The 12,433-nt window shown below is 72.0% G+C and carries 13 protein-coding genes; 11 read left to right on the top strand and 2 right to left on the bottom strand.

Annotation, left to right across the window (positions count from 1 at the left end):
• The first annotated feature begins 235 nt into the window (after positions 1-235).
• The 6 genes from LE548_RS14125 (at position 236) to LE548_RS14100 (ending at position 6,214) form a co-directional block, all read left to right on the top strand.
• Positions 236-586 (top strand): hypothetical protein, encoded by a 351-nt coding sequence (locus LE548_RS14125; RefSeq protein WP_225097149.1) that lies wholly within the window; start codon positions 236-238, stop codon positions 584-586.
• A gap of 320 nt (positions 587-906) precedes the next feature.
• Entirely contained in the window at positions 907-1,476 is a 570-nt protein-coding gene (locus LE548_RS14120) for a winged helix-turn-helix domain-containing protein (RefSeq protein WP_225097148.1), read from the top strand.
• A gap of 69 nt (positions 1,477-1,545) precedes the next feature.
• Positions 1,546-2,598 carry an NAD-dependent epimerase/dehydratase family protein gene (locus tag LE548_RS14115; RefSeq protein ID WP_225097147.1) on the top strand — a complete coding sequence of 351 codons (1,053 nt, stop codon included), beginning with the start codon at positions 1,546-1,548 and terminating at the stop codon, positions 2,596-2,598.
• 33 nt (positions 2,599-2,631) lie between these two features.
• Positions 2,632-3,906: a sensor domain-containing protein gene (locus LE548_RS14110; protein ID WP_225097146.1), complete on the top strand. Its 1,275-nt coding sequence runs from the start codon at positions 2,632-2,634 to the stop codon at positions 3,904-3,906.
• A complete protein-coding gene (locus tag LE548_RS14105; protein WP_225097145.1) occupies positions 3,891-4,544 on the top strand; it encodes a response regulator transcription factor in 654 nt (217 codons plus the stop codon). Before LE548_RS14110 ends, LE548_RS14105 begins: the two co-directional genes overlap by 16 nt.
• A 149-nt stretch (positions 4,545-4,693) precedes the next feature.
• Positions 4,694-6,214: a DUF1996 domain-containing protein gene (locus tag LE548_RS14100; RefSeq protein WP_225097144.1), complete on the top strand. Its 1,521-nt coding sequence runs from the start codon at positions 4,694-4,696 to the stop codon at positions 6,212-6,214.
• Between the two features lie 65 nt (positions 6,215-6,279).
• On the opposite strand, the gene LE548_RS14095 is transcribed toward LE548_RS14100, so the two are convergent.
• Complete coding sequence (locus tag LE548_RS14095; RefSeq protein ID WP_225097143.1) at positions 6,280-6,675, bottom strand: hypothetical protein; 396 nt, start codon at positions 6,673-6,675, stop codon at positions 6,280-6,282.
• Between the two features lie 96 nt (positions 6,676-6,771).
• Here LE548_RS14095 and LE548_RS14090 point away from each other — a divergent pair, with 96 nt between their 5' ends.
• The 5 genes from LE548_RS14090 (at position 6,772) to LE548_RS14070 (ending at position 12,064) form a co-directional block, all read left to right on the top strand.
• Positions 6,772-7,299: a tetratricopeptide repeat protein gene (locus LE548_RS14090; protein WP_225097142.1), complete on the top strand. Its 528-nt coding sequence runs from the start codon at positions 6,772-6,774 to the stop codon at positions 7,297-7,299.
• 60 nt (positions 7,300-7,359) lie between these two features.
• Positions 7,360-9,282: a hypothetical protein gene (locus tag LE548_RS14085; RefSeq protein WP_225097141.1), complete on the top strand. Its 1,923-nt coding sequence runs from the start codon at positions 7,360-7,362 to the stop codon at positions 9,280-9,282.
• Between the two features lie 128 nt (positions 9,283-9,410).
• The gene (locus LE548_RS14080; RefSeq protein ID WP_225097140.1) at positions 9,411-10,289 is read left to right on the top strand and encodes a metal-dependent hydrolase; all 879 of its coding nucleotides are present in this window, start codon (positions 9,411-9,413) and stop codon (positions 10,287-10,289) included.
• Positions 10,289-11,311, top strand: a complete 1,023-nt coding sequence (locus LE548_RS14075) for a PDR/VanB family oxidoreductase (RefSeq protein ID WP_225097139.1) — start codon at positions 10,289-10,291, stop codon at positions 11,309-11,311. Before LE548_RS14080 ends, LE548_RS14075 begins: the two co-directional genes overlap by 1 nt.
• Positions 11,312-11,347: 36 nt before the next feature.
• A complete protein-coding gene (locus tag LE548_RS14070; RefSeq protein WP_225097138.1) occupies positions 11,348-12,064 on the top strand; it encodes a TetR/AcrR family transcriptional regulator in 717 nt (238 codons plus the stop codon).
• Here the strand turns inward: LE548_RS14070 and LE548_RS14065 are convergent.
• Positions 12,061-12,417, bottom strand: coding sequence for a 5-carboxymethyl-2-hydroxymuconate Delta-isomerase (locus tag LE548_RS14065; protein ID WP_225097137.1), 357 nt, complete (start codon positions 12,415-12,417; stop codon positions 12,061-12,063). The genes LE548_RS14070 and LE548_RS14065 overlap by 4 nt on opposite strands.
• Positions 12,418-12,433: the final 16 nt, after the last annotated feature.

Here is a 12,433-nt window from a genome sequence, read left to right as displayed (position 1 = left end):
GCCCGGCCTCCACAACCGCGCTCACCTGCGTCATCTCGCCTCCTCACGGTCCCCGACCGGAACGTGATGCCGTCCCGAACCCGTTCAAGGACCATACGTACGACCGCCGCACGCATGTACCCCGATCCCGCAGCCGCCACCCCAACCAGCGGTCATTGGCACGTGCGTTCCCATCATCTGAACGCCGGGACCTCCTCCCAAGAAAGCAGGTGAACTCGGGCCCGCCGCAGCGCCGTTGCTGCCGCGGCTGGAGTCCCTGCTGGCCGGCGGCCGCACGGCCGGCGGGCGGGGGCGGGCGGCGCTGGCCGTGTGGCGGGTGACGGGGCGGACCGAGGACACGGTGGAGCCGCTCGCCGGGTGGCTGGTCGGGCACGCCGGCTGGAGCGGTCCCGGACTGCCCGCGGCGCTGCCCGCGCTCACCGCGATCGGTCTTCTTCCCCGGTTCGCCGTGGACCCGTTGCGGGGGGCCGCCGACTCCCGGCGCCGGGTCGCCTCCGACGTGTTCGTGGAGGGCGGCCCGCACCCGGACTACCTTCTGCGGTCCGCCGTACGCGCGCTGCTGGACTCCGCCACGGTGCTCGACTGAGTGATTCCTGTCCGGATGCCGAGATCGCATCTCGGACAGGGGTCCTGTCCGGCGCCCGCGTCTGCTTCAATGGGCACATGGCCAGCTTCCAGAAGTGCACCGCGACGGGTCGCCATGACCTTGAGCCCTTCTGGCCTTCCCGTCAGCACCACGACTTCGACCGGGTGTGTTGCCGCGCGACGAACGCGCGGGCCCTCTAAAGCCGTAACCCCCGGCCTTCGGCCAGCGCGAAACGACGTACGTCCCTCCGGCGCGCCCGACCACGAATCGGGGCCGTCGCATCGTCCGACGAACCTCTCGCGCGAAAGAGCTGACCTCTCATGGCGACCACTCGTTCCCTCTCCTCCGCCCCTTCTCTCACCGCTCCCGCCCGGCACCGGCTGCGCGCCGTCGACCGGGACGAGGTGATCGACGTCGCGGACTTCCTGCCGCCGGGCGCCACCTGGCTGCCCGCGCCGCAGCACACCCTGCCCACCCTGCCCGGCCAGCCGCCGATGGTCGGATACCTGGTGCTGGTCCCGGCCGACCAGCGGCCGCCGTTCCCGCCGGTCGCGACGCCGGAGCAGTCCACCGGGACCGAGCCGGCCCCGGCACCCGAGCCGCTGGTGCAGATCGACCCCGTGCAGCGCACCGCCAGCGTCGACGGCCGTGAACTCGACCTGACCTACCTGGAGTTCGAGCTCCTCGCCCATCTGGTGGCCCACCCGCACCGGGTGCACACCCGCGACCAGCTGGTCACCACGGTGTGGGGCTACGGCCATGTCGGCGACGGCCGCACCGTCGACGTGCACATCGCCCGGCTGCGCCGCAAGCTGGGCGCGCAGTTCCGGCAGACGATCCAGACGGTGCGCCGGGTCGGCTACAAGTACACGCCGCCGACCGCCCGCTGACCCGGCCGCCGCTCTGCCCACAGCAGAGTCCCGTGCCGGGGCGCGCCCGGAGCGGGCATGATCACCGGCATGAGACTTCTTGTGCTGGGCGGTACGGAGTTCGTGGGGCGGGCAGTCGTCGAGGCCGCGGTGGCGCGTGGCTGGGAGGTCACCGTCTTCCACCGGGGACGGCGCCAACCCCCGGCCGGTGTGCGGTCGTTGCACGGCGACCGCACCGCTGCCGACGGTCTCGCCGCCCTCGCCGCCGAGCCGGGCGGCTGGGACGCCGTGCTCGACACCTGGTCGGCCGAGCCGCGTGCCGTGCTCGCCGCGGCACGGCTGCTGCGGGACCGTGCCGCGCGGTACGTGTACGTCTCCAGCCGGTCGGTGTACACCTGGCCCTGGCCTTCGCTGGGCGGGCCCGCGGAGGCCGGGGCCGTGGTGGAGGGCGCCGCGGCCGACGCGGGGCCGACGGACTACGCCCGCGACAAGCGGGGCGGCGAGCTGGCCGCCGTCGAGACCTTCGGCGCGGACCGCTCGGTGCTGGCGCGGGCCGGGCTGATCCTCGGCCCGTACGAGAACGTCGGCCGGCTGCCCTGGTGGCTGACCCGGATCGCCCGTGGCGGCCCGGTCCTCGCCCCCGGCCCGCGCGACCTCCCGCTGCAGTACATCGACGCCCGCGACCTCGCCGACTGGCTGCTCGGCGCGGTCGCGCAGGAGTTGAGCGGACCGTACGACCTGGTCAGCCCGTCCGGGCACACCACCATGGGCGAGCTGCTTCAGGAGTGCGTCCGGGCCACCGGCGCGGACGCCGAACTGCGCTGGACCGACCCGCAGGTCGTCGTCGACGCCGGGATCGAACCGTGGACCCAGCTGCCGGTGTGGACGCCGCCGGACACCGACCTGCACGCTGCGGCGCACCGCGGGGACGTGTCCCGGGCGCTGGCCACCGGCCTGACCTGCCGGCCGGTCCGGGAGACCGTCGCCGACACCTGGCGCTGGCTCACCGCGATCGGCGGCGAGGCACCCCGCCGCCCGGACCGCCCGGCCCCCGGCCTCGACCCGGAGACGGAGGCGAAGGTGCTGGCCGGGGCGGGCGGTGTACCTGTCACCACCCCCGAGGAGGGGGCCTCGGACGACTGACCCGGGGAGGGAGTTTCGGCGAGACTTCAGGGCATGAACACCGACATCACGCGCGGCACGGTGCGGGCCCGTGCGAAAGAGGTCCTGCTGGACGCCGTACGCGGCCTGGCGCTGGCGGTGGCGGTGCTGCCGCTCGGTGTGGCGTTCCTCGTCCTGACGCTCCTCTCCGTCGCCTTCGTCCCGCTCGGCATCGGGCTGTTCACGACCCCGGTGGTCCTGACCGGGGTGCGGGCCCTGGCGGACGTCCACAGGAGGCTCGCCGAGGAGTGGTGCGGGGTGCGGATCCCGGCGGCGTACCGGCCGATGCCGGCGCACGCCAATCCGTGGACCCGCACCTTCCGCCTGCTCGGCGACCCGCAGGTGCGGCGCGATGTGCTGTGGCTGCCGGTGAGCGTCACGGCGGGCTTCGTCACCGCGCTGCTCCCGGCGCTGCTGGTGTTCTACCCGGTCGAGGGATTCCTGCTGGCGGCCGGACTGTGGCGGCCGTACGTCTCCGGCGCCGGCGGCACCTACTGGTACGCCTTCGTGCCGGTCTCGGACCAGACGAGCGCCTTCGGCGCCGGCGGGCTCGCCGCCGTACTCGCCGTCGTCGCCTACCGGTTCGTCCCGCGCACCATGAAGGCGCACTTCAAGCTCGGCCGGGCCGTACTCGGCGGCGACGCGGAACTCACCGAGCGAGTAAGGGTGTTGACCGAGACCCGGCGGGACGCCGTGGACACCTCCGCCGCCGAGCTGCGCCGCATCGAGCGCGATCTGCACGACGGGGCGCAGGCCCGGCTCGTGGCCATGGGCATGGATCTCGGCACCATCGAAATGCTGGTGGAACACGACCCGGCGCAGGCCAAGCAGCTGCTCGCGCAGGCCCGCCGGAACTCCGCCGAGGCCCTGGAGGAGCTGCGCGACCTGGTGCGCGGCATCCATCCGCCGGTCCTCGCCGAGCGCGGACTCGGCGACGCCGTACGGGCGTTGGCACTGCGGCTGCCGCTGCCCACGGAGGTGACCGTGGAGCTGCCGGGCCGCGCGGACGCCCCCGTGGAGTCGGCGGCCTACTTCGCGGTGAGCGAGGTGCTCACCAACGCCGTCAAGCACTCCGGCGCCGACCGGATCTGGGCCGACCTGCACCACACCGACGGCCGGCTGCGGATCACGGTGACCGACAACGGCAAGGGCGGGGCGGCGGTCGGCGCCGGGTCGGGGCTGGCCGGGGTCGAGCGGCGGCTCGGTACATTCGACGGCGTCCTGGCCGTCAGCAGCCCCGCCGGCGGCCCCACCATGGTGACCTTGGAGATCCCGTGCGTGTTGTCGTAGCCGAAGACCTCTTCCTGCTGCGCGACGGGCTGGTCCGGATGCTGACGGCCTTCGGCTTCGAGATCGCGGCCGCCGTCGAGTCCGGACCTGAACTGGCCCGCGCTCTGGCCGAGTTGGAACCGGACGTGGCCGTGGTCGACGTGCGGCTGCCGCCCACGCACACGGACGAGGGGCTCCAGTGCGCCCTCGCGGCCCGCAGGGCGCGGCCCGGACTGCCGGTGCTGGTGCTGTCGCAGCACGTGGAGCAGTTGTACGCGCGCGAGCTGCTCGCCGACGGCACCGGCGGGATCGGCTATCTGCTGAAGGACCGGGTGTTCGACGCGGAGCAGTTCATCGACGCCGTACGGCGGGTCGCGGCCGGGGGCACGGCGATGGACCCGCAGGTGATCCAGCAGCTGCTGTCCCGGCGCTCCGCCGAGGACCGGCCGCTCGGCCGGCTCACCCCGCGCGAGCGGGAGGTGCTGGAGCTGATGGCACAGGGCCGGTCCAACGCGGGCATCGCCGCCCAGCTCGTGGTGACGGAACGGGCTATCGCCAAACACACCTCCAACATCTTCGCCAAACTGGGACTGGAGGTGTCGGACGACGACAATCGGCGCGTCCTGGCGGTGCTCGCCCACCTCGACCAGGACCGGTGAGCACGGCCTCTGACCTGCCAACTCACCTGTTTCTACGAGGAATTTGTGAGACCGGTGAACACCTCTGAGGCGGCGTCCGTACACAAGGGCGCCGCTTCACTCCTGTCGGGCGCCTCGATGCTGCCCCGCAAGGAAGTCAGAGGAGTTCCATGGGACGCAACACACGAAAACGCCGTACGCCGCTGGCCACCAAGGCCATAGCCGCATCGGCGGCCCTAGCGCTCGGTGGGGGCGGGCTGATCTGGGCGAACTTCTACGCCTCGGCGCATGAGTCGAACAACCAGATGTGGGGAGGGAACACGACCAAGGCCGCGACGGCGCAGGTCGCGACCATCTCCTGCCCGGACGTCGGCCAGAAGCTGACGAACGTACCGCAGGCGGCCCGCCAGGGCGTGGCGACGGAGGTGGCCAACCTCGACAAGCAGATCACCGAGGCCTACAACCGGCTCGCCTCCACCCGGCAGGCACAGACGAACGACCCGAGCTTCGTGCAGAACGCGATCGTCGGGCCCCTGAAGGAGAAGCGGGCGGCGACGATCGACCGGATCCGCATCGACATCCAGCGGGTCGGCGGCCAGTTCGACAGCTCGCTGTCCCAGCTCGCCGCCTGTACGACGCAGAACGCCAACCAGACCACCGCCGGCGGCCAGAACAACGGGCAGAACGGCGGCCAGAACAACGCCGGCCAGCAGCAGAACGGCGGCCAGCAGCAGGGCGGCCAGCAGCAGGGCAACAACGGCGGTCAGGGCGGGGACGGCCCCTCCGCGGCGGACTTCGTGGACATCACGAAGGTCGCGCCGAACGTCCAGGCCAAGCCGAACAAGACCGCCAACGCCTCGACGGGCACGTTCGTCACCCGCTGCGGTGTGAACGCCAATCAGAACCACAACAGCGACAACGTGATCGTCGCGCCCGGTGTGACCAACGGCGCCCACCACGTGCACGACTACGTGGGCAACCAGAAGGTCAACGCGTTCTCCAGCAACCAGACCTTCCTGCAGGGCGGCACCAGCTGCCAGAACAAGAACGACCTGTCGGCGTACTACTGGCCGGTCATCCGTCTGCAGGACGGCACGCAGGAGAAGGACGCGAACGCCGACGGCGGTGGCAAGGACAAGAACGTCGGCAAGATCCTGGTCGCCCAGCAGGCGCAGATCAAGTACGTCGGCAACCCGACCAGCAAGGTCGTCGCGATGCCGCAGTTCCTGCGCATCATCACCGGTGACGCCAAGGCCTTCGTCAACGGCCCGGCCAACGCCAACGCGCACTGGAGCTGCACCGGCTTCGAGAACAAGGTGCAGCTGACGACGCAGTACCCGATCTGCCCGGCCGGCAGCAAGGTGGTGCGGACGTTCGCCTTCCAGAGCTGCTGGGACGGCAAGAACATCGACAGCGCCAACCACCGTACGCATGTGGCCTTCGCCGACCCGGCGAGCGGGGCCTGCCCGGCGGGCTTCAAGGCGATTCCGCAGCTGACGATGCGCCTGGTGTACAACGTGCCGCAGCCGGTCATCCAGAACGGCCAGGTGAAGAACGCCTACGCGGTGGACGGCTTCCCCGAGGAGCTGCACAAGCCGATCACCGACCACGACGACTTCATCAGCGTCACGAACGGCGGTCTGGCCAACACGATCGCCAACTGCATCAACACCGGACAGCGGTGCCAGTAGTGAACACCCCCTAGGGAAGCGGGGGGGGGGAATCTCCCACCGCCCGCTTTCCTTGTTCATGGCCGTCAGTGACCGGAGTGGGCGGAGTGGTTCGTGCCGATCTCGACGTCCCCGCCGAGCGTGCCGCGCAGCGCCTTGACGGTGCCGTCGTCGCCGACGGCGACCCACTTGCGGCCGACGAGGTAGTAGCCGCCGTAGTCCTTCGCGTCGTTGATCCACTCGCGCTGGCCGCGGTCGGTGGAGAAGGTGGCGAGGATGAACTTGCCGTCGCTGTTCGTGCAGATGGCCTGACGGATCGTGTCGGCGTCGGTCTGCATGTTCGGCTTGCACTTCACCTCGGCGGCCAGGCTCTCCAGGCTGCCGGTCGCCATGGGCGGGACGCTCCTCGTCTCCCCGCCCGCGCCACAGCCCGCCAGCGCCAGTACGGCAGTGGCGCCCAGCAGCAGTCGTGTCACCCTCATCAGTTCCTCCGGTCCTGGTGGCCCAAGCATGCCTCGGCTCCTTCGGATACGGGCCCCGGCCGCCGTACGCTCAAATCCCGTGTCAGGCGGGCACTGATGTGCGAAAGTGCCCGGGTGAACGAGAACTGGGAAAACCGCGTGACCGCCGCCTGGGCCACCTTCGACGACTATCCGGAGGAGCGCGCGAACGAGTTCCGCGCACTGATCGACGCGCTGGTCGCCGAGCTGCCGGAGGACAGCCCGCTGGGCCCCTTCGAGCAGGCCTGCGCCTGGGACTCGACCGGGCACTCGGACAAGGCGGTGCCGCTGTACCGGGAGGCGCTGGCGCGCGGCCTGAGCGAGGTGAGCCGGTACAAGGGGCGCCGGGCCAAGATCCAGCTGTCCAGCTCGCTGCGGAACATCGGCGAGGCGGAGCAGGGCGTCAAGCTGCTCACGCCCGAACTGCTCGCCCCGTCCGACGAGTTGGACGACGCGGTGCGGGCGGCTCTGGCCCTGTGTCTGTCCAGCCTCGGCCGGGACCGCGAGGGTCTCTCCCTGGTCCTCGGCGCGCTGGCCGCCCATCTGCCGCGATACCAGCGGTCGATGGCCAACTACGCGCGTGCACTGGTCGATCCGGAAGACTGAGCCACGGGCGAATCACCCATCCGGCGGTGACCAACCCCCGGCTCACTCGTTCTCCATGACGTGCAGTCACAGGATGTAGCCCAGCGTCACGCAGCCAGTTCGGCCGGGGACCCCGGCCCGGTCGACGTCGAGCAGGCCGAGGCCGCGCTCGTCGAGCACTATCCCCGGCTGGTCCGGATCGCCTATCTGGTGCTGCCGCCGGGTCTCGGCCGCGGCCGCCGGGTGCTGACCGCACACGCCCTCGTCCAGCGCGCCCTGCCCCGCGGCCGCAAACAGCGGCCGTCCGTGATCCCGGCGCAGACCTCGGGCCGCGAGGGCGACCTCGGGTACGCGTTCCTGCGCGAGCGCGTACTGCGTACGGCGCTGGAAGCGGCCCGCCCCCGCAAGGGTCTGCCCCGGCTCGCCCAACTGTCGCCGCTGCTGCCCCAGGTGTGGGGCCTGAGGCTGTTCCCGCGCTCGGGCGGCGCCGATGAACTCGCCCTGGACCAGCGGCTGTCCGCCCTGTCCGGCCCGGCCCGCGCCGCCTATGTGCTGCGCGGTCTGGAGAAGCTGTCCGACGCCGACCTCCGCAAGCTGCTCACCGCGGCCGGGGTCGACGACCCGGGCGGCGCGCTGGCCTCGGCGAACCGCGTGCCCGAACAGCCCGCGCTGCTCACCTCCCCCGAGTTCGACCCGTGCTCGCTGCAGGCCCGGCCCACCGATCTGATGCGCCGCCGCCAGCACACCAAGGCCGCCCTCGCCGCGGCCGCCGCGCTCGCGGTGTGCGGGGCGCTGGTCGCCATGCCGGGCGGCGGCTGGGGCCCGGACGGCGCCGCCGCGCCCGCCTACGCCGAGAACCCCGCCGCCCAGGCCGCCCTCGACCCGGCCCGCCTCACCCGGGTCTCCCCCACCGCCTGGGAGACCTCCGCGCGCGCCGACTTCTCCGTGTGGCCCGCACGCGGCCCGCTCACCGGCGACCAGGCCCTGCTGCGCCGCGCCCTCGCCGTCTGGGCCCGCCCCGGCGGCACGGTCCGGGTCTCGGCGACCCCGGGCACCCAGACCGGCGGCCCGGCCGGCCCGCCCCAGCTGCTCTACGCGGGCCAGGTGAGCGGCGCCCGGGTGGTGATCCTCTACGACGGTCTGCGCATCGCCCGCTATGCCGAGCCGGTGAGCGGCACGCAGGGCGCGGCCCTGGACTTCGCCCGGGTGGACGGCGCGAGCGGTGCCGAGGCGAGCGCGCTGGTGCTGGGCCGCTCCGACGGCAATGTGCAGTATCTGACCGCGCCCTGGGTGAAGCGGGCGGCGGCCCGGGACCTGATGAAGCCCGCCGCGGCGGCGACCCCGCTCGCCCTCGCCGGCGGCGTCACCGCACCGCTGACCAGCCCGGCGCTCCAGCCCGGCAGCTGCACCTCGTGGACCGTGCTCCAGCTGACCGACGCCTCCGGCACCGAACTCGCCACCGACCTCGGCGAGTTGGTCCCGGCCCACCTCACCGCGGGCAGGCCCGGCTCGCCCGGTACGGCGTCCGACGCGGCCGGGCTGCGCGCCTGGGCGCCGTTCGCCTGCTCCCTGTCGGCGGAGCGCTCGGCGGGCATCCGCAGTGTCAACGCGTGGGAGTTCGCCGCGCAGCCGCTGCCCGACGGCAGCGGAGCCGGGCAGTGGGTGTGCACCCGGGCCGAGACCTGGCGCGGCGACGGCACGGCCGCGCTGGCCCAGTTCCGCACGCCGAAAGCGCCGGTCGGGGCGGTCGTCGCCAAGGGCACGGATGTGCGGGCCTGCGGGCCGCGTGATCCGCATGTGCTGGCCGGGGTGCTGTGGAAGTCGGCGGCCGGGCACTGGTATCTGCTGGCGGCGGGCGGGAAGGACACGGCGACGATCCAGGCCGGCGGCGGGATCACCGCGGCCGGGCAGGGGCCGCTGCTCGCGGCCCGGGCCGGACAGGGCGCTTCGGCGACGCTCAAGGGGACGCTGGAGGACGGCCGGGCGATCAGCGGGCTGCACTGAGGAAGCTTGGCGAGGAGGAAACGTGTCGACGAAGGAAGCTTGTTGACGAAGGAAGCTTGTTGACGGCGGCGTAAACAAGGTGCGGCACAGGGGCTCCCAGACCACCTACCCGTCAGTACATTGACGCCATGTCTAACACGCAGGCCCGGGTGCCGCTCAAGGCACGCAAAGTGTCCTTCTCCTGGGACGGCACGCCGTTGCACTGGGTGCCGGGCGATCCCTTCACCACGCACACGATCAACGTGCTGCATCTGCTGTTGCCCGCCGGTGAGCGGTGGTTCGTGCACGTCTACAAGCAGGCGCTGCCGCTGATCCGGGACGAGCGGCTGCGCGAGGACGTCATCGGGTTCATCGGGCAGGAGGCCATGCACTCCCAGGCCCATGACGAGGTGCTGCCGCATCTGCGCGAGCAGGGCCTCGATCCGACGCCGTACACCGCGCAGGTCGACTGGTTCTTCGAGAAGCTGCTCGGCGACCGCACGCTGCCGCCGGGCCGGGCCAGGCGCTGGTGGCTGCTGGAGCGGGTCGCGCTCATCGCGGCCATCGAGCACTACACCGCGTTCCTCGGCGACTGGGTGCTCAACGCCGGGGAGCTGGACCGGCGGGGCGCCGACCCGACCATGCTGGACCTGCTGCGCTGGCACGGCGCGGAGGAGGTCGAGCACCGCTCGGTGGCCTTCGAGCTGTTCCTGCACGTCGACGGGAGTTACCGCCGGCGCGTGCGGACCTGGGCCATGGCGTTCTCCGCGCTGGTGTTCCTGTGGCAGCGCGGGGTGCGGTTCTTCATGGAGAACGACCCGACTCTCGTCGACGGCAAGGCGTCCTTCAAGGAGTTCCACGACCGTGGCAGGCGGGGCCTGCTCCCCTCGACCGGGGCCATGATCCGGTCCATCCCCCGCTATCTGAGCCGTGGCTATCACCCCTCGCAGGAGGGCGACACCGAGCAGGCCGTCGCCTACCTGGCGTCCTCCCCGGCCGCCATGGCAGCGGAGAAGAGGGCCGCGTGATGCCGAAGCTGCGTACGGTCGCGCTCGTCGCGGGCGCCGTAGTGCTGACCCGGGGTGCCCTGCGCCGCCGTATCCAGGTCTCGCCGCTGTGGCCGCTGCCCGCGCTGGAGGAGCCCACCTCGGGCCGGCCGCGCTCGCGGGCGCTCAGGCTGCTGGTGGCCTCGCGCGAGACGGTGGCCGACGGGGTCGTCCGGCTCCGCCTGGAAGGGCGGGACCTGCCGCGCTGGGAGCCCGGTGCGCATCTCGACCTGGTGCTGCCGTCGGGGCTCGTGCGGCAGTACTCGCTGTGCGGCGACCCCGAGGACACCTCCTCGTACACGGTCGCGACGCGGCTGGTCGCGGACGGGCGGGGCGGCTCGCGCGAGGTGCACGAGCAGGTGACCGAGGGCATGGAACTGGAGGTGCGGGGGCCACGGAATCGCTTCCCCCTCATCGAGGCGGAGTCCTACGTCTTCATCGCCGGCGGGATCGGGATCACCCCGCTGCTGCCGATGCTGCGGGCGCTCCCGGAGCACACCGAGTGGCGGCTGCTGTACGCGGGGCGTGACCGGGCTTCGATGCCGTTCCTGGAGGAGGTCGAGAAGCTGGGCGGGGACCATGTGACCGTCGTGGAGGGGCGGCCCGATCTCGACGCGCTGGAGGTCGGCGCGGGCGCCGCCGTCTACGCCTGCGGTCCCGAGGGGCTCATGGCGGCCGTCGCGGAGCGCTTCCCGGAGGTCCGGCTGGAGCGGTTCGCGCCGCGCACCTCGTCCGACGGCAACACCGAGTTCGAGGTCGAACTGCGGCGCAGCGGGCGTACGTTGACCGTCCCGGCCGACTCCACCGTGCTGGCCGCCGTCCGCCGGGAGCTGCCGGACACCGCCTACTCCTGCGAGCAGGGCTTCTGCGGGACCTGCCAACAGCGGGTGCTGGAAGGGGAGATCGACCACCGGGACGAGCTGCTGACGGACACGGAGCGTGCCGACTCGATGCTGATCTGTGTGTCGCGCGCCCGGGGCGATCGTTTGGTGATCGACATGTGAACACTCGCGGTCCGAACCGGTCGGTAAGGTGTTCGCATGAGTACCGGGGTTCGCCGCAGGATGGGCGTCGAGGAGCGGCGGCAGCAGCTGATCGGCGTCGCCCTCGATCTGTTCAGCCGACGCTCGCCCGACGAGGTCTCCATCGACGAGATAGCGTCGGCCGCCGGCATCTCACGCCCGCTGGTGTACCACTACTTCCCTGGCAAACTCAGCCTGTACGAGGCCGCGTTGAAGCGCGCCTCGGAGGATCTCGCGGCGCGCTTCGCCGAGCCGCACGAGGGCCCGGTCGGCGCCCGGCTGCTGCGCGTGATGCGCCGCTACTTCGACTTCGTGGACGAACACGGTCCGGGCTTCTCGGCGTTGATGCGCGGCGGTCCGGCGGTCCCGGCGGACGGAGTCCGCTCAAAAGAGCACGTGTCGGCCACCAACGCCCTGATCGACTCCGTACGGCAGGCGGCGTACGACCATATCCTGGCGCATCTCCAGGTCGCCGAGGCGCCCCCGCGTCTGGAGCTGGTGGTCCGCTCCTGGATCTCCCTCGCCGAGTCCACGGCCCTGCTCTGGCTGGACGGCCGGCGCGTCCCCCGCGCCGAGCTGGAGCTCCAGCTCGTCCACGACTTCGCCGCGCTGGCCGCCGTCAGCGCCGCCTACGACGAGGAGATGGCGGCCCTGCTGAAGACCATGGTCAAGGACGAGCCGGCCGACGGCCCCTTCGCGGAGCTGGTCGGCCGGCTCATCGCCCTGGGTTCCTAACGCTCGAACTTCCGGTAGGAGGCGTCGAGGTCGCGGACCTCGGCGGAGGCGTGCAGGGTGACCCCGTCCTGCGGTGCCACGTGCTTGCGGAGCACGTCCAGCACGGCCTCCGTGAGCTTGGCCTTCGTCTCCTCGCTGCGCCCGGCGAGGAGACCGATGGTCACGTGCACCACGTGGTGGCTCTCGTCCGCGACACCTTCGTATCCGTACCCGGTGTGCCCCTCCCGGAACAGCGTCTTGCAGGCCTCCGGCCTGGCGGCCGCGATCTCGACGACCGTCTCGTGCAGCTCCCGCACGAAGGTGTCCGAGATGACCTCGGCGTTGTACGAGAAGTCGACGGTGATCTGCGGCATGAGCACTCCTGTTCTA

The organism is Streptomyces sp. CoH27, assembly GCF_020181035.1.
Classification (GTDB): domain Bacteria; phylum Actinomycetota; class Actinomycetes; order Streptomycetales; family Streptomycetaceae; genus Streptomyces; species Streptomyces camelliae.
This window is presented reverse-complemented; position numbering and strand designations above follow the sequence as displayed.

Excerpts from the sequence above, each read along its gene's own strand:
- LE548_RS14115 (WP_225097147.1), top strand. The coding sequence starts at position 1,546 with ATGAGACTTCTTGTGCTGGGCGGTACGGAGTTCGTGGGGCGGGCAGTC.
- LE548_RS14110 (WP_225097146.1), top strand. The coding sequence starts at position 2,632 with ATGAACACCGACATCACGCGCGGCACGGTGCGGGCCCGTGCGAAAGAG.
- LE548_RS14120 (WP_225097148.1), top strand. The coding sequence starts at position 907 with ATGGCGACCACTCGTTCCCTCTCCTCCGCCCCTTCTCTCACCGCTCCC.
- LE548_RS14070 (WP_225097138.1), top strand. The coding sequence starts at position 11,348 with ATGAGTACCGGGGTTCGCCGCAGGATGGGCGTCGAGGAGCGGCGGCAG.
- LE548_RS14075 (WP_225097139.1), top strand. The coding sequence starts at position 10,289 with ATGCCGAAGCTGCGTACGGTCGCGCTCGTCGCGGGCGCCGTAGTGCTG.
- LE548_RS14090 (WP_225097142.1), top strand. The coding sequence starts at position 6,772 with ATGTGCGAAAGTGCCCGGGTGAACGAGAACTGGGAAAACCGCGTGACC.
- LE548_RS14100 (WP_225097144.1), top strand. The coding sequence starts at position 4,694 with ATGGGACGCAACACACGAAAACGCCGTACGCCGCTGGCCACCAAGGCC.
- LE548_RS14095 (WP_225097143.1), bottom strand. The coding sequence starts at position 6,675 with ATGAGGGTGACACGACTGCTGCTGGGCGCCACTGCCGTACTGGCGCTG.
- LE548_RS14080 (WP_225097140.1), top strand. The coding sequence starts at position 9,411 with ATGTCTAACACGCAGGCCCGGGTGCCGCTCAAGGCACGCAAAGTGTCC.
- LE548_RS14065 (WP_225097137.1), bottom strand. The coding sequence starts at position 12,417 with ATGCCGCAGATCACCGTCGACTTCTCGTACAACGCCGAGGTCATCTCG.